Source organism: Dyadobacter sp. CY343 (assembly GCF_021390335.1).
GTDB lineage: Bacteria > Bacteroidota > Bacteroidia > Cytophagales > Spirosomataceae > Dyadobacter.
Genome location: NZ_JAJUXK010000001.1, coordinates 143632 through 161831 on the forward strand (window position 1 = coordinate 143632; position 18200 = coordinate 161831).

An 18200-nucleotide genomic window follows, 5' to 3' on the forward strand; every position below is an offset into this window, starting at 1 on the left:
AATTGATTTTTCTTTTTGGCTTCGCCAAAATGTGATTTGAAGAGACTGAAAGTCTCCAAAAATCAATTGCCGGCGGCTTCAGCCCCCGGAACCTTAGATTTATTAGATGGATTTATTAATCAGCTTAGCTAAGATTAATCGAACAGATTTAAGATCAATTAATGGATTAACAAATTATCCTATCAAAGCAGAACAGAGAAGCTTTTGAAGATGGCGCCGACTCTTACTGCATCGAATATGCGGGCTTGGGTGCCGCCGTGGTTCAATACAGATTGTTCGTGAGAGGTTACACACATTTCGCAACCATTCAAGGCAGAAACAACCAGACTCAGCAATTCAAAAAACTCTTTGCCCAAAACCGGATTCACCATGATGCTCATCTTGATTCCGGCAGGTGCATTGTCATAAAATTCCTTGTGCATGAAGTGCCTGAAACGGTAGAATACATTATTTGCATTCATCAAAGAAACACAGGCTGTAACTTCTGCAATCTCTTTGTCCTCAGCCCCTTCGGTTTTCAGCAGTTCTTCCAAAGCAGAGATCAGGGCAGCATTTTTCTCATTAACTGCAACCGAAAGAGCGATCAGAAGCGCTTCTTTACGGCTCAACGTGCCGGATTTCAATGCATTACTCACATTTACTTTCAGGTCTTTCAAATAGCGGTGATCCAGCGCGGCTAGTTTGCTGATCAGCACGCTGTCAAACTCTGCGGGCAAGTTGACTTCTTTATACAGGGTATCTTTCGTGTTACCTGTTGCTGCAAATGGATACATGTAGGAAAGTTTGAGTGAAGAGTAGTAATAAGTTAGAAGTTCATGAGTTCAAAAGTTTATGAGTTCATGAGTTGTCCTTGGGGAGCCACTCATAAACTCATAGACTCATAACTTTAAACACTTCAATTAAGCAAGCGTAGCCTCGCCTTTTTGCCAGTTGCAAGGGCAAAGTTCGTCAGTTTGCAAAGCATCCAAAACGCGGATCACTTCACCAACGTTACGGCCAACTGAAAGGTCGTTAACACTTACCCAACGAATAATTCCTTGTGGATCAACGATGTAAGTTACACGGTAAGCGATCTTTTCGTTTTCTTCCAGGATACCAAGTTCTTCTGCAAGAGACTTGGAAGTGTCCGCCAGCATAGGGAATTGCAGATCACGCAGATCGTCGTGATTTTTTCTCCATGCAAGGTGAACATACTCGCTGTCTGTAGAAGCGCCGATTAGGATCGTGTCGCGATCAGCGAAATCGCCTACGTGCTTTCCAAACTCAGCGATCTCGGTTGGACATACAAAAGTGAAGTCTTTTGGCCACCAGAACATCACCATCCACTTGTCAGCGTTTTTGTGATCTTCTGAGGTAATATCGTAGAATTCATTTCCTTTTTCAAGAGATACTACCGAAGTCTTTTTGAATTCAGGGAATGCAGATCCCACTGATAACAGTCTATTTGCCATAATTAATTGCGTGATTGTAAATTGTATTTTTTAGTGTTACAAACTTACAAACGCCCGCCCGGCAAGTCAAGAATCGGCCTGGTACTATCTCAGGAAAGAGTTGTCAGAATCAAATGAATTTGATTTTATTGATGGAAAACAGAATGTAATAGATTTTGCCAATGATATCATTGATGTCGCCAATATAATTTTACCGATATGGAGTTTCAATATCTCGGCTAGCCGGGCAGCAGATTTAGCACGGTTTCCAGTGACATTCCCCTCGATCCCTTAATCAGAATATATGTATTTTCCTGCGGGTTGTCCATCACCCAGTTGTGTAGCGAAAACTTGTCCGGGAAGTAGTAGGCTTTTGGTAAAGCGGGCAATGCGTGCTGCATTAATGCGCCGGCCAGGATCACGATATCGAAGTTCTCACCTGCAATCTGTTTACCCAATGCAAGGTGCTCGTCAGCAGCGGCGTCGCCCAGTTCAAACATATCGCCCAGGATCAGCATTTTACGCGGTGCGTCCAGCCTGGAAAAGTTGGCGATCGCAGCCGACATTGACGATGGATTTGCATTGTAAGCGTCCATGATCACCGTATTTGAGCCTTTTTTCACGATCTGCGAGCGGTTATTGTCCGGCTGGTAAGTAGCCACAGCTTCCAATGCATCTGCATCTTCCACGCCAAAGTGCTTCCCGACAGCCAGCGCGGCATTTATGTTATCAAAATTGTAACTGCCTGGCAAATGCGTCGACACTGTTTTGCCTGCATATTGAAACGTAACAACCGGATTATTAGACAATAGGGTCGGATTTACAGCGCTGCTCTCAGAACCATAAAAAACAATTTCCCCAAAAGCGCGCCGCTTGCTGACCATCTCCATGATCACATCATTTTGAGAGTTTACAAATACGATCCCCTTTTTCTTTGACAGAAAATCAAAAAGCTCGCCTTTTCCTTTTTTCACGCCTTCCGGTCCGCCGAAACCTTCCAGATGTGCCTTGCCGATATTCGTGATCAATCCGTGCGTGGGCAGCGCGATCGAACACAGTAGCGCAATTTCCTGCTGGTGATTCGCACCCATTTCTATAACCGCCATTTCGTTTTTAGCAGGGTCGACAGCCAGTAAGGTGAGCGGAACCCCGATGTGGTTATTGAGGTTTCCCCAAGTGGCATAGGTGTTGTATTTCATTGACAATACCTTGGCGATCAGTTCCTTGGTAGTCGTTTTTCCGTTTGAACCGGTTAATGCGATCACGGGAAATGCAAATGTCTTACGATGAAATCTGGCCAGATCTTGCAAAGCCAGAAGCGTATCCTCCACGAGCAGAAAACGCGGGTCCGTTACCACCGTTTCGTCGCTGACCACTGCGTAAGCTGCCCCTTTTTTCAAAGCTTCGGCAGCATATTGGTTACCGTCAAATTTATCTCCCTTTAAAGCAAAGAATATACAACCTTCGCTGACCTGCCGGGTGTCAGTTGAAATACGCGCACTTTTTTTGAAATGTTGATAAAGCGTTTCGGTGGTAGTAAACATGGAAAAATATGGTCGTTATAAAGTTATGAGGCCTTATTTCGTTAGGTTTGAGAAGCCTGAAACATGAGCTCAGCGGGGCGGCCGCGGAAAGCTGCAAAACTAATAGAATATTCGTCAACGATGCGAACCAAATATACCTCCCTCATACTTCTGATCTTCACTTTTTGCCTGCCGCCTGCCGCATTTTCGCAGCAGGTCTGGTTTAAAATGGATACGGTCACCTCGGTTACTTCAAAGGGAGCGAAACTTGCAAATCCGTGGGCTGGCGGGATCAATGCCCCGCAGTTCCTGAAAATGCATTTGAATGACGATTCAGAAGAAGATCTGGTCATATTTGATCGCACAAACAGCAAAGTCACTACGTTCATAGCGGGCACTCATCCCGCTAATCCTGCACAAAAAGCATTCATTCACGCACCCTATTACGAAACACTTTTTCCGAAAGCCGACAACTGGATGATTTTAGCCGACTACAATGGCGACGGGAACAAGGATCTTTTTGCAAGTACTTCTCTGGGAATCAGTGTTTACCAACAAATAAAATCGGGTAATGCATGGTCGTGGAAATTGATGCAGGAAGTGCTTTTTACCAAAGGTTTTTCAGGAAATATCAATTTACAGGTCTCAGGAACGGATATTCCCGGCATTACGGATATTGACGATGACGGCGACCTCGACTTGCTGACATTCGATTTTTCGGGTACTTATATTGAGCTGCACCAAAACCTGAGTATGGAAAAATTCGGTGTGCCCGATAGTTTGGGTAACTCCAAAAATCCCGTTTTCCAGCGGAATGGCGACTGTTGGGGCAATTTCAGCAAAGGAGAAACGGAAGGTTTTGATTTCGGTCTGGACTGCGGCGTGGTAAAGATCGAGGCGGGGCGGATCATGCATGCGGGTAACTCTATCCTGTTGCAGGATTTGAATGGGGATGGTAAAAAAGATCTGCTGGTGGGTCACGTCAGTAACGAGCACATTTCCTTTTTAACTAACTCGGCCAGTGGATTGATCGGCAATTTTACAGCCTATTCAAATGCGTATCCCACCAAAGATCCGGTATTGATGCACATTTTTCCTGCGGCATTCTACGAGGATATGGATTTCGACGGAACGCCCGATTTATTGATCGCGCCGAACTTACCCTCCAATGATCTAAACTTAACCGATTTCAAATCGTCGGGTTGGCTGTACCACAATGCAGGCACCGCTTCAAAACCGGATTTTCAACTCAAACAAAAGAATCTCCTGCAAGACCAAATGCTCGATGTAGGCGAGAATGCGGCGCCGGCGTTTTTTGATATGGACGGCGACGGGGACCAGGATATGCTGATCGGAACTGGCGGCGTGCCTGGCACCAACGGTTTTCGTGGAGGTTTCTGGTTGTTGAAAAATGAAGGGACAGCGGCCGAGCCGGCATTTGTGGTCGAGTCCGAAAATTATCTTAACCTGCCAGCCACACTCGGATTGTTCAATATCAAGCCGCAGTGGGCCGATTTTAATGGCGACGGTGTGGCTGATCTCGGTTTTTCGGGCGTTTCGCTCAGTAACCTCCGGATTGAATACCGGTACATTGCGAACAAAGCCGTGGCTGGCGCGCCGGTTCAGCTTAACCTTGCCGAGGCAGTCACAATCGCATTGCCCGCGGAACTGTCGAGCAGCGACTCGCCTTACTTTTTCGATGCGGATGGAGACGGAGACCTTGATTTGCTGGCCGGAAAAGGGCAGGGAAATTTGTTTTATTTCACCAATACAGGCAATAGCAAACAGTTCGCATTCAGACTGGAAACCGACGCATTTGCCGGAGTAGGGATCAATTTTGCAGGCCGCTCGCTTCAGGTAGCCGCAGCAGATTTCGATCTCGACGGATTCATGGACCTCGCGACAGTTGATCACACCGGTAACCTCCGCATTTTCCACGGCGCCGAGTGGGGCAAATGGACAGAGCGCGAAAACCAGCTCATCAGCATTAACAATAAGCCCGGCACCCCGAATTTCGGCTCCTACCTTTCGCTTTCCGTAGCCGATTTGAACGGAGACAAAAAGCCAGATCTCGCGATAGGGAATAATGCGGGAGGTATCTGGTTGCTTGTCAATGTGTTACCAGTTGAAATTACATCGGTCGAGCCCGGATTTTTACCGGAAATATCGGTATTTCCCAATCCGGCCACGGCGTATCTTAAAATCTCTTCAAACCAAACCGGAACCCTCAATATCCTCACTTCCGGCGGCCGGCAAATCCTGCGGGACGTACCTGTACGGGCAAATGCAGAACGAGAAATTTCCACCCAAAACTGGCCTGCCGGGCTCTATTTGGTGGAATTGAAAAGCGGTGACAAACGCGTTGTAAAAAAGGTAATCGTTGAGTAGATACCCGCTGGACAGCTCTTACATGATAAAATCCTAAATTCATGCAGGCTCTTCTTGGTGTTATCTTTCACTTTATCGGAGGCTTCGCTTCCGGCAGTTTTTATATTCCATACAAACAAGTCAAAGGCTGGGCCTGGGAATCCTATTGGATCGTCGGCGGCCTTTTTTCATGGATGATCGTCCCGCCGGTCGCGGCTTACCTGACCATCCCCGGCTTCTCCGAAATCATCGCACATACCGATAGCAGTACGTTGATGTACACTTACATTTTCGGGTTGCTTTGGGGAATCGGCGGACTTACCTACGGGCTGGGCGTACGATACCTAGGCGTGTCGCTGGGCAGCTCGATCATTCTCGGACTTACCGCCGTTTTCGGAGCACTGATACCTTCCATTTACTATCAATTTCAACCAACACCCGGGAAAGACACCATTTCTGATCTCTTCTCAAACACCTGGGGGCAAATGGTTTTGCTGGGCTTGCTGATATGCATCATCGGAATTATCCTTTGTGGCAAAGCCGGTTCCATGAAAGATAAAGACCTTGTAAGAAGCGGGTTTGTGCCCGACGCGAAAAATGAATTCAAAATCGGTCTTGGATTAACAGTTTCTATCATTTCCGGTGTATTAAGCGCGTGTTTTGCATTCGGTATCGATGCCGGGAAGATCATGGCAGAAGAGGCCAATGCGATCTGGAAAGCGGCAAATCCGGGTGAAGGAGAGTTTTTGTTCCAAAACAATGTGACCTACGTCGTGATCCTCTGGGGCGGGCTTACTACCAATTTTATCTGGTGTATGATCCTGAATGCGCGTAACCGGACCTTTGGCGACTACACCAATTCGGCTACTCCGCTGGTTTCCAACTACATATTCTCTGCCCTGGCCGGCGCTACGTGGTTTATGCAGTTCTTTTTTTACGGAATGGGCGAAAGCAAGCTCGGTAACGGACCGAGTTCCTGGATCCTGCACATGGCATTCATTATCCTGGTCGCCAACTCGTGGGGACTTGCTTTGAAGGAGTGGAAAGGAGTGAGCAAAAAGACGATCACAACCGTCATAGCGGGTATTTTAGTGATCATACTTTCCGTGCTGGTTGTAGGTTATGGCAATTATTTGAGAGAATAGCCATGAAAAAGCTTTTCGCAGTAATTCTGGTGGCGGTGGCGGCAACGGTATCCTGCCAGAATAAAACCAATAGCAGCGAAAACGAAAAAATGGAAACACCAGCAGCAGGGACCTTTGGTTACGATCAGGAGTTTTTAAAAAAATACAAAGAGATTGTCGTACTCACTGCGCCTGACAATCCCGATTCAAAAGCGATCATTATCCCGGCTTACCAGGGTCGGGTGATGACGAGTACTGCTAGCGGAAGCAATGGAAACAGCTATGGCTGGATTAACTATAAACTCATCGAAAGTGGCGTTTACCAGCCACACATCAATGCATTTGGTGGCGAGGAACGATTCTGGCTTTCGCCGGAAGGCGGGCAGTTTTCGGTGTATTTCAAAAAAGGGGCGAAGTTTGACTTTCAAAACTGGCAGACTCCGCCGCTGATCGACACAGTCGCTTATCCTGTTACCGGATCGGACAGTTCGTCCGTCACATTTCAGGTGAATGCATTTATCGAAAATTATTCAGGGCAGGTATTTGTGGTTGAGATTAATAGAAAAGTCACGATGCTCAGCCAGCGGGATATTGTTGAAAACCTCGATCTGAAAACGCTCGGACAATGCAAAAGTGTAGCTTATGAATCTGTCAACTCGATCGTAAACAAAGATTCTGAATGGAAACCGGAGACTGGAATGCTGGGAATCTGGCTGCTCGGTATGTTCAAACCCTCGGACCAAACGGTAATTATCACACCTTTTTTATCAAAAGATCCTGAAAAACCTGCGATTACCGATAACTATTTTGGAGCAATTCCTGCTGACAGATTCGTAGTTAAAGATTCGGTCGCTTTCCTGAAAGCCGACGGGAAATTCAGAAGCAAAATAGGTATTGCACCCAGATCGGCCAGGAATATTGCAGGAAGTTACGACGCAGCAAATGGCATTCTGACGATCATACAATTCAACCTGGATCGTGAAGGTAAGTACCTGAAATCGACCTGGGAGATCCATAAAGACCCTTTTGACGGTGATGCGCTGAATGCATACAACGATGGAAAGCTGGAAGACGGGACACAAATGGGGCCATTTTACGAGCTTGAATCGAATTCACCGGCAAGAGCCTTGAAGGAAGGTGAAAAAGTGACGCACCGCCAGCGTACTTACCATTTTGAAGGGGACAAAATAGCGCTGAATGCAATCTCCGAGAAAGTGCTCGGTGTAAGTATTGACCAAATCGGAGAAATTTTTAAATAAAAGCATGATAGCGCAGGATAGTTGAGGCAGAGTCATCATTGATATTTACATACCGATTACAAGATTTAGTTGGATGTATTGAAGTGGAAGGTTTATCAATGAATTTTGTCCCTGATTCCTGTGAAGCATTCAGAAATTTTACCCGAAGCCTATCTGGTCACGCGCTGGCGACAATTCTGTACCGGAGACAAAAGTGCGTTTGCCGAGATTACCGAGCTTAATTATGCTTCACTGTATCATTACGGCACGCGTTTCACGGCAGATCGTGATTTGATCAAGGATTGTTTGCAGGATCTTTTTCTGGCGATCTGGGAAAAGCGCGAGTCTCTGTCTGACGTCGCGGCAATCCGGCCTTACCTTTTTCAGTCCCTGCGGAATAATCTGGTAAGAAGAAACCGGAGGCAATCGGTGTTTTCTGAAATCAGCGGGAATGAACCTTTCGACGATATTTCGCCTGAATCTGACTGGATCATTAATGAGACGGACCAGCTCACCAGCAGCCGGTTACGCCAGGCAATAGATTCTCTTCCAAAAAGGCAGAAAGAAGCGCTATACCTCAAATACTACGAAAATCTTTCTTACGATGAGATAGCCGTGGTAATGGGCCTGCAACGTCAGGCTGTGGCTAACTACCTGCAATATGGTATTCAAAAATTAAGAGAGCAGTGGCACCACGCGGCCGTTTTCCTGACATTTCTTTCCAGTTTTTTCTGCTTCTGAAAATAATTAAAATAAATACGAGCTCACATGGGTACTATTTGCTGACCCGATACTCATCGTAGTATAGCAAATAATTTCATTAATCCATGAATAACTATAAGGACTTTGAGGTCAAAGACTGGCTGGAAGATCTGAAATTCCGGCGGTGGGTTTACCAGGGCGAGTCCGATTTGTTCTTTAAAAATATAATAGAAAACAACCCGCACCAGATTCCGGTGATGGACCAGGCGAGGGAAATACTTCTGTCGATGCGGGGCGAGCTTGATATACTCACAGAAACGGAAGTCGGGGCCAGGGTTAGTGAGATCATGGAATCGCTTCCCGGAGCCGATCTGCCGCATTTTCAATGGTGGAAAGGCAACTGGCTCAGGATCGCCGCCATGCTGATCCTCGCCCTGGGTATTGGGTTTGGTTTGTATAAAAAACGTGGTGCGTTCGAAGATATCAGGTTCAGTCTCGCCGAAAAAGTGAAGCCGAGAAAGGTGAAACACATGCGGATCACCAATCAAACGGACGGGATCCAGTTAGTGAATTTGCCCGACGGCAGTTCGGTAGTGCTTAAACCCAATGCGCGCATTACTTATCCTGATCGATTTGAAAATAACAAAAGGGAAGTTACCATGGCAGGAGAAGCTTTTTTTGAAGTTGTCAAAAATCCATCCCGGCCATTTTTTGTGTATGCGGGATCTATGGTAACAAAAGTGAAAGGAACCAGTTTCAGTATCCGCGCCAATGAAGGGGACGATGAGGTGAAGCTGGTTGTAAAAAGCGGGATCGTGGAAGTCTCGGCAATTGAAACAAAAGATATTCAAACAGGGCGGGAGCCGAAAAAGCTTTTGCTGAAACGAAACGAGCAGGTCACATTCAATCAGAAAAACAAAAGTATGACGGCCCGCATATTGTCCAAACCTGTATTGCTCGACCTGCCTGTCGAAAAGCAGGATTTCGAGTTCAAGCGCACGCCACTTTCCGATGTATTTATATTGCTTGAACAAACTTACGGCGTAGTGATCCGATTTGACATAAACGCGATTTCCAATTGTACCCTCACCGCCAAGCTGGGCGACGAGCCGGTGGCTGAGAAAATGGATATGATCTGTTCGGTTGTCAATGCAAAATATGTACTCAGAGACGGAGCAATTACCGTCATATCCCAGGGATGCGACTAAAATCTTTAAACCCAATCACCTATGAGAAGACTTCGACTTTTAAATGAGATCATATCGCCGGTTATGAGATTTACCGTCGGCCAGTGCATCCTGCTGCTGCTGTTTATGCAGATCACATCTGCCGACGACCTCCGTGCGCAGGAGATTTTGAATCAACGTATATCCATAACAGTTAATGATATGGATATCGAAAGAGTGCTTGAAAAAATTGAGACGCAGACCAAGATCCGGTTCGTATATAGTGCCGAGGTAATAGGCGCAGAGCGTAAAGTTACCTTTGAAGGTGCAAACCAGCGGTTGGATGCAGTACTTGAATCGCTGCTGGTTCCGCTGGGAATTGAATACAAGGTTTCCAAGAAAACGATTCTGTTAAAGAGGATTTCAGACAAAAAAACCTCTGAACTGCAACCTGCGAAAGCTACGGAAAGCAGCGCAATTATGGACCGTGACGTCACCGGTAAGGTAACCGACGAGAAAGGCGCGGGCATTCCGGGGGTAAGCGTAGTAGTGAAAGGTACAACACAAGGTACCTCCACCAATATCGATGGAGAATACCAGATTCTGGTTCCGGAGGTTAATACGGTATTGATATTCAGTTTTGTAGGGTATATCAGCCAGGAAATTCCGCTCGGGTCGGCTACTACGCTGAATGTGAGCCTGAAAGTAGATGAGAAAGCGCTGGAAGAAGTCGTGATCGTAGGTTTCGGAGAACAAAAGAAAGTGTCAGTTACGGGCGCGGTTTCTACCGTGAGCTCAGAGATATTGCAGCAAAGTTCATCAGCAAGTTTAGCGAATTCCTTGTCGGGGCGCTTACCGGGCCTGACCTCCATTCAATCGGGTGGGGGCCAGCCGGGACGCGATGATGCGACAATGTACCTGCGCGGCGCGGCCACTACAAATGGTAAAAGCCCGCTGATCCTGATCGACGGCGTGCCCAGGGACAACATCAGAACACTGGACGCCAATGAAGTAGCTTCCGTTTCCATTCTGAAAGACGCCTCCGCGACAGCGGTTTTTGGTGTTCGTGGTGCAAACGGGGTTATTCTGATCACTACCAAACGTGGTAGCGCAGGCAAAACGGAGCTGACGATCAATACGGAGCAAAGCTATTCTTCATTTACCCGCGAGCCGGAGCGCCTGCATTCGCTGGAATATATGAACCTGCGCAATGAGGCTTCTAAAAATGACGGCATTACAACCCTGCCTTTTTCGCAGGAACAAATGGATAAATATGCCAACCCACTGGCGGGCCTCGATCCAAGCGACCCTGAATACGCTCAAAAAGCGATGGTAAGAAACTACATGTACCCTGATCACGATTATTACCGGGAGTACATTTCGCGGTATGCGCCGCAAACGAGGGTAAATATGAACGTAACAGGAGGAACCGACAAGGTTTCTTATTTCGTAAACGGCGCTTACCTGCACCAGGGCGGTAACCTGAATACAGAGCCAAAATCGGTGCTGGGTTACGATCCTTCCTCTAAAATGGACCGGTACAACTTTCGCGCCAACCTAGACTATAAGGTGACCAACTCACTTAAAGCCTTCCTGAATATCGGTACCTACATTGAGCAGGTGAATATGCCGGCCGCTTGGCTTTACGGCGACGATACAAACTGGATGATGCGCGATCTGCTCTATCAGGCACAAACCATTTTACCTATTACACCCGGCCCGACTACGATAGACGGTTTTGGCGTGGCACCGGGGCAGATCGTCGATCCGGGGTATATGGACCGGTCTGCTTATGAAATTATGAACAGAATGGGTTACCGCAATGAAATTCGCTCGAACCTCAATGCTTCTTTCGGGATGGAATGGGATCTGGGCAATACGGTTACCAAAGGTTTGAGCATCAAAGGAATGGTTTCCTACGATTCAAAAGCGACGACTGCGATGCAGGGCGATAAATCAGAAAGGCTGTTTCTTGCAGAAGTGAACCCCACAACAAATGAGCTGACCTACGCGATCAAAAGAAATGATGAACGCCTTTTATCACTTCGCAAAGGTGCCGATTCCCGCTACAATATCAACATGCAGGGCTCGATCAACTACCAGCGGCTGTTTGGCGAAAAGCATGATATCGGCGGGATGGTCCTGGCGCAGCGCGATACCTGGGAGACCGCCGGCGGCGAAATTCCTTATAATGTATTAGGTGTTGCGGCAAGAGCTACTTATGGTTACGACGACAGGTATCTGGCTGAATTCAATATGGGATACAATGGATCGGAGCAGTTTGCACCCGGCAAGCGTTTCGGTTTCTTCCCGGCGGCTTCTGTTGGTTGGGTTTTGAGTAATGAGAATTTCCTGAAAAATAACCGGTATATCACCAACCTTAAATTCAGGGCTTCTTATGGTAAGGTAGGTAACGACATTCTGGGCGCATCACGCGAGGTGAGCCCGCGGTTTTTGTACCAAAGCAATATAGTAGTTGGTGGCGGTGGCCCGATGAGCAGCCTCGGATTAGGGCAGCAGATCAATCTGGGATTACTGGGAAACCCGGGCATTACCTGGGAAGTGGCTGAAAAACAGAACTACGGTATGGATTTCCAGTTGCTGGGTGACCTGAGCCTTACAGTCGATTATTTCAAAGAAAAGAGAAGCAATATCCTGATCACCAGAGGTACTGTTCCTGAATTTCAGGGTGTCCCGCTGGGGAATATCCCGAAGGTAAATATGGGTTTGGTAGATAATAAAGGCTACGAGATCGAGCTGACTTACAACAAAGCTTTTTCCAAGGATTTCAATATCATGGTATCAGGTAATTATGGATATAACCACAATACCGTGAAGTTCATGGACGAATCGATCCGGGATGAAAGCTACGCGCACAGGTACCGCTCGGCAGGATATTCATTGAACCAGTCGTGGGGATATAAGATCGATTACGCCAATGGAAACGGGTTTTTTAATTCAAAAGAAGAACTGGACAGCTACCTCGCAAAGACCAAATACGGATTTGGAGAGCCGCGGGTCGGCGACTTCAAATATGTGGACCTGAACGGCGACGGCACGATCGATGATAAAGATCAGGCGCCTATTGGCTATTCCAGTATTCCAAGGGTCACTTACGGACTTTCGCTGACCTTGAATTACAAAGGATTTGATTTCACCACATTCTTTCAGGGTGTAGGAAAATATACCAGCAACTATTCACAACAGGGTGTTTATGAATACATTATCCGCGGTACTTATTTCGATTACCACAAATCGGCGTGGACACCGGAGCGCTACGCAGCAGGAGAAGAGATCACTTACCCTGCGTTGAGCACGCACAGTACTACTAACCACGTGGCGAACGACTTCTTCATTATGAACAGGTCATTTACCCGTCTGAAAAATCTCACACTGGGTTACACGCTGCCGTCGGGTTCGTTGAAAGCGATCGGGATCAGCAAGTTCCGGTTGTACGTGAGCGCGCAAAACTACTTCACCTGGTCGAAGCTGAGAATGAACCACCTGGATCCTGAAAACGACGATTCGCTGGGGTATCCGGTAACAAAAATGGCTAACCTTGGTCTGAACGTAACCTTCTAATTGGAGAAAAAATATGAAAAAGATATTTCGCTTTTTACTTCTTACACTCGCATTTACTTCCTGTAAAGGTGTCCTCGATATGGCGCCGGATGGGAAGCTGACCATGGACGAAATCTTCGCGGATAACGACAAGGTAGGCGCTTTTCTGAATACCTGTTATGTCAATATCCCTGCCAAAGGTACCCGCTACTTCTTCTGGAGCCGCGGACCGGTAAACTGGAGTGACGAATCGTGGGATACCGATGCCGAGGCTGAATCCTGGATTATGTCGGGCAGAATGTACAATGGAGACGCTTCCGCGGGAAATCATCCGATCACCAATATCAGTACCGAAGCTGGAAACGGAGAATACTGGGGACGCTACTGGACCTCGATCCGTAACTGTACCGAGTTTATCAGCCGCATTGACGAAGCGACCGTCCGCGTTCCTTCCGACCGCGCACGCTGGAAAGCAGAGGCGCATTTGCTGCGGGCCTATTATTATTCCGAACTTTTGAAATGGTTTGGACCTGCATTGCCGATCGAAAGAGAACCTTACGATTTTCAGCAGGATTTCTCTACGGTGACGAAAGCGAGCTATTATGAAGTGGTCAAATTCATCATTGAAGATTGCGACATAGCATTAGCTACTGCTGAACTTCCGTGGCGCGTGACCACAGGCAGCGAAGGCGGCCGGGTACACAAAGGATTGGCCGAGGCTATTAAATCTAAAATGATCCTTTTCGCAGCAAGCCCGCTGAATAATGGCGGACAAAATATCTGGCAGGAAGCTTACGAGATCAATAAAAAGTCGCTCGAAAACTTGCGGACAAACGGCTACGAACTGTACAACCGGGTAAACCTGCCGCAAACCTACCTGTCGGACGTAGCATTTCTCGGCCCGAACAAAAATGAAAAAACAGCGATTTATAACGAATATTTCACCCAAACCATGAACTACTCGGCTGCGCCGGTCGACCGTGAAACGATATACCAAAGCCGGGACGGGCAGGGTAATATCTGGAATATCGACGGAATCGGCTCGCAGGACGGATACAAGTCAGGCACTTGCCCAACCCAGGAACTGGTGGATGCATATGAAACAATAGACGGAGAGCCGATTTTGGATCTGGATAAACCCTATCTCGACGATCAGCATTTGCAGCCGAACTATAATAAGGCCAACAAATTGTATGATCCGGCCAATCCGTACGCCAATCGTGACCCGCGCTTTTATGCCTCCATTTATTATAATGGTTCAAAAAGAAAGGCAATGTGGAATTTTGCAGAAGCGCCGGAATCCGTAGAAAACTATCCGGCGCCGATCGGAAACCGCACGCGGATCATCGCTACTTATGCCGGCGAGCCGCAGACGGGTATTCACCCAACCACCCGCCGGGCAACGCGCACCGGGTATTACGAACGCAAATTTCTACATCCGAATTCTGGTGGCGATAACCCGATTGCCGGTGCAAACTGGAAGCTTTTCAGATTGGGAGAAATCATTCTGAACTATGCAGAAGCAGCCGCAGAAGCCGGGCAAGTGGCCGAAGCTGCCAAAGCTGTGAACGAAATCCGCGCGCGTGCAGGAATGCCCGCATTGCCCGCCGGCCTCGCCAAAGAAGCGTTGATCAAAAGGATCAGGGCGGAGCGGCGCGTGGAGCTGGCGATGGAGGAAAACAGGTATTTCGATTTGCGCCGCTGGTCTAAACCCACCGACGATCTGGCCAAAACCGACCGCTGGATCACAGCGATGGAGATCACCCGTAATGCAAACGGCACTTTCACCTACAAGCGCAGGAATGTACGAGGTACGGAGCGGAAAAATTATACTAATAAGTTCCTGTGGGTGCCGATACCGCTTAACGAAGCGAATAGGTTGAGATCGATCACAGGCACGGATTGGCAGAATGCAGGCTGGTAGTATTCATAGTTTTTAAAGATTTAGACGATCATTTTTATGATAACATATATAAAATCCGGCATTGCGTCAACCCTTGCATTCCTACTGTTTTGTACGGTGGCAATTGCCCAGGACCTGACCGAAACGATCAACGGGCTTGTGCTTGATGAATTTGGAAAACCGCTGGGAGGCGTAGCAATACAGTCCGAAAACGGTAGGAACGGTACTGCAACCAATAGCAAAGGCGAGTTTGCAATGAGCATTGACGACGGCAGCGAGGCTATCGTATTCTCACTTTACGGGTATGCCAACCAGAAAGTGGCGGTGGCCGACAAGCAGGAACTCGAAGTAAGGCTTAAATGGGACGCGCATAAAAAGGATGAAGTGATCCAGCTGGGTTACACAGCCCAGTACAGAAATGACATATCCGGCTCTGTGGCGACCGTGAAAGGCGAAGAACTGGAAAAAGCGCCGGTAGCAAACCTGACGCAGACTTTGGCAGGCCGGTTGCCAGGACTTACTACCCAGGAAACGTTTTCAGAGCTGTCGAGGGCTAATACAAATCTGTATATCAGAGGTTTAGCTGCCGGAAGGGACGGTGGGCCGCTGGTGATCATCGACGGTATTATTTGCGCTTACAATAGCAACCAGACGCTCGAATACATTACAGCCAACGAAATTGAGAATATTACCATATTAAGGGACGCATCGACCCAGGCGCTTTACGGGATCCAGGGAGCAAACGGATTATTGGTAATCAATACAAAAAGAGGCAGAAAAGGCCCGTTGCAGATCAAAACGCGTTTCGACCAATCTGTGCAGCAGGTGACAACAAAACCGCCTTTCTACAACTCCGCAGATTATGCCGAAATGCGCAACCAGGCCGCATTCAATGATGGGCTGGGCGCAAATTACCTATTTACTCCGCAGCAGATCGAAGGTTATCGCTCAGGTCAGGATCCTGTGAAATACCCGAATAACAACTGGTATAAGCATTATGTAAAAGACCTGGCGAACATGCAGCGCGCGAGCGTCAATGTGACCGGAGGAAATGATAAAGTGCAGTTCTTCTCGAACATCAACTTTATGCACCAGGGTGGTTATTTCAAAACAGACCAAACCAATTACAATTCGAATGCGAACAATATCTGGGTCAATTACCGCTCCAATATTGATATGAACCTGAACCGCTACCTGAAAGCATTTGTGCGCCTGAGCGGCAATGTGAAAAGAGAGCGTACACCCGGTGTGGGCAATTCAGAAGTGTATTCAAGCATATTCCAGATCCCGTCGACCATGTACGGACCTGTGACGCAGCCGGTGGTGGATGCTTCGGGAGAAGTGATCAGCGAAGGCGGACAGGTAATTACAACCGAGCGGGTGGAGTCGCCGACTTATGGAATGCTGAACCGTACCGGCTACGTGCGACACACGGTAACCAATATCACCTCGCAGTTCGGCCTCGACCTGGATATGGGATTTCTTACAAAAGGATTAAACCTGACTGGCAAACTAGCTTACCAGACCAATTCAGTTGGGAGCCTGGCAACGCGGCAGGATTACGAGCGCTGGGTACAGGCAAGTGATTCTCTGGGAGGAGGTTATATTAAAAAAGGCGCGCAAAATAATACGCCGCTCGGCTATTCAAAAGGGCATTCATATTACTACCACCTGACCTACAATGTGGCGATGAACTACCAGCGTGACTTTGGAAGACACCGGGTGGGCGCAATGGCGTATATGTTCTATCAGAATTTAACAAGAGCTGAAAACGACTCTGCGCGCATGTTACCTTACAATAGGGTGAGTTCAGGGTTTGAGGTGAACTATGGCTTTGATAACAGGTACCTGCTGAAACTAGACCTGGGATATTCAGGATCAGAACAATATGCAAGAAGTGTGCGCTACACGACTACGCCGGCTATCTCAGCTGCGTGGGTAATCTCGAATGAAGCCTTTCTGAAAGACAATACATTTTTGACCTACCTGAAACTGCGCGCATCCTATGGTAAAACCGCCAACGATGAGAGCGGACTTGCGAGGTATGCTTATCTTGACAATGTAACTGTGGCAGGCGGCGGCCCGATCGGATCGCTGCAATATGTGGTGAACGAAGGCCAGGTGGGTAACCCGAATATTGCCGCAGAAGTCTCTAAAAAGCAGAACTTTGGCATCGACCTCGGATTTTTGAATGCATTTAACCTGTCGGTAGATGTATTCCAGGAAAAGATGGACAATATGATCGTCAGCGCGCTTTCGACCATTCCGCTTTACCAGGGTGTGCAGCTTGTAAATTATCCCAAATTGAATTCGGGTAGTTTTGAAAATAAAGGTGCAGATATCAATCTTGGCTACCACAAAGCATTGAGCCGTGATTTTTCTGTTTTCGGAAATCTGATATTAAGCTATGCTAAGAACAAAATCATCAACCAGAACGAGGCGCTGAAAACAGCGGATTACGCCTACCGGAAATGGCAGGAAGGTTATTCTTTTGGTCAAAAGTTTGGGTACCTGGTTGATTACAGCAACGGAAACGGATTTTTTAACTCCCAAACAGAAATTGACCAGAGCAATTTAGAATATGGTTTTGGAACACCCCGCTTAGGCGATTTGAAATACCAGGATTTGAATGGGGATTCTAAAATCGATGAAAGGGACAAAGCGCCGATCGGAACGGGAATGCTGCCCAGCACAATCTATTCACTTTCGGCAGGACTTACCTATAAAAACTTTGACCTGAGCTTTCTCTTCCAGGGTGTAGGTGATTATTCAAGCATTGAAACGGGAAGCTCTTTCGGATTGTGGGAAACCGATTTTGACGGGGTATTCGGCTCTCTGCACCGCAATGCCTGGACCCCGGAAAGATATGCGAGTGGTCAGGAAATCACTTCCCCCGCTTTATCTCTTGGTAAAAGTGTGAACCACGAATCCAGCGATTACTACGTGAACAACCGCTCTTACCTGCGCCTGAAAAATGTGGAGATCGGCTATAATCTGCCTGCCACTTTATCCCGCGCCATTATGGCGGATAAAATCCGGATCCTGGTGAGCGGCCAAAACCTGATTACCTGGGATAAAATGAGGTCCAAGGACTTCGGGCCCGAAGGCGGCGGCTTTGCAGGTTTCCCAGTTTACCGCGTGTTCAATGCAGGTATCAGCGTCATTTTCTAAGTCAATCCATTTATT

General features: G+C 47.5%; 11 protein-coding genes. 8 read left to right on the forward strand and 3 right to left on the reverse strand.

Annotated elements, in window-relative coordinates; genetic code table 11:
• Positions 1–182: 182 nt before the first annotated feature.
• From LZG94_RS00575 to murF, 3 genes are all read right to left on the reverse strand, one after another.
• On the reverse strand, positions 183–773 hold the full coding sequence (locus LZG94_RS00575; protein ID WP_233789930.1) for a carboxymuconolactone decarboxylase family protein: 591 nt from the start codon (positions 771–773) through the stop codon (positions 183–185).
• Between the two features lie 126 nt (positions 774–899).
• Complete coding sequence (locus LZG94_RS00580; protein ID WP_215234055.1) at positions 900–1451, reverse strand: peroxiredoxin; 552 nt, start codon at positions 1449–1451, stop codon at positions 900–902.
• A gap of 218 nt (positions 1452–1669) precedes the next feature.
• The gene (gene murF / locus LZG94_RS00585) at positions 1670–2974 is read right to left on the reverse strand and encodes a UDP-N-acetylmuramoyl-tripeptide--D-alanyl-D-alanine ligase (RefSeq protein WP_233789932.1); all 1305 of its coding nucleotides are present in this window, start codon (positions 2972–2974) and stop codon (positions 1670–1672) included.
• A 120-nt stretch (positions 2975–3094) separates the two neighbouring features.
• Between murF and LZG94_RS00590 the strand changes: the two genes are divergently transcribed.
• The 8 genes from LZG94_RS00590 to LZG94_RS00625 all read left to right on the forward strand — a co-directional run bounded on the left by LZG94_RS00590 (position 3095) and on the right by LZG94_RS00625 (position 18185).
• The gene (locus LZG94_RS00590; protein ID WP_233789934.1) at positions 3095–5341 is read left to right on the forward strand and encodes an FG-GAP-like repeat-containing protein; all 2247 of its coding nucleotides are present in this window, start codon (positions 3095–3097) and stop codon (positions 5339–5341) included.
• Between the two features lie 41 nt (positions 5342–5382).
• Entirely contained in the window at positions 5383–6465 is a 1083-nt protein-coding gene (gene rhaT / locus LZG94_RS00595) for an L-rhamnose/proton symporter RhaT (protein WP_233789935.1), read from the forward strand.
• A gap of 2 nt (positions 6466–6467) precedes the next feature.
• Positions 6468–7703, forward strand: a complete 1236-nt coding sequence (locus LZG94_RS00600) for a DUF6786 family protein (protein ID WP_233789937.1) — start codon at positions 6468–6470, stop codon at positions 7701–7703.
• A 120-nt stretch (positions 7704–7823) separates the two neighbouring features.
• A complete protein-coding gene (locus LZG94_RS00605; RefSeq protein WP_233789939.1) occupies positions 7824–8423 on the forward strand; it encodes an RNA polymerase sigma factor in 600 nt (199 codons plus the stop codon).
• 86 nt (positions 8424–8509) lie between these two features.
• Entirely contained in the window at positions 8510–9592 is a 1083-nt protein-coding gene (locus tag LZG94_RS00610) for a FecR family protein (protein ID WP_233789940.1), read from the forward strand.
• Between the two features lie 21 nt (positions 9593–9613).
• Positions 9614–13132, forward strand: coding sequence for a TonB-dependent receptor (locus LZG94_RS00615; protein WP_233789942.1), 3519 nt, complete (start codon positions 9614–9616; stop codon positions 13130–13132).
• A 13-nt stretch (positions 13133–13145) separates the two neighbouring features.
• Positions 13146–15035: a RagB/SusD family nutrient uptake outer membrane protein gene (locus LZG94_RS00620; protein WP_233789943.1), complete on the forward strand. Its 1890-nt coding sequence runs from the start codon at positions 13146–13148 to the stop codon at positions 15033–15035.
• Positions 15036–15071: 36 nt separating this feature from the next.
• Entirely contained in the window at positions 15072–18185 is a 3114-nt protein-coding gene (locus tag LZG94_RS00625) for a SusC/RagA family TonB-linked outer membrane protein (protein ID WP_233789944.1), read from the forward strand.
• The last annotated feature ends 15 nt before the right edge of the window (positions 18186–18200 follow it).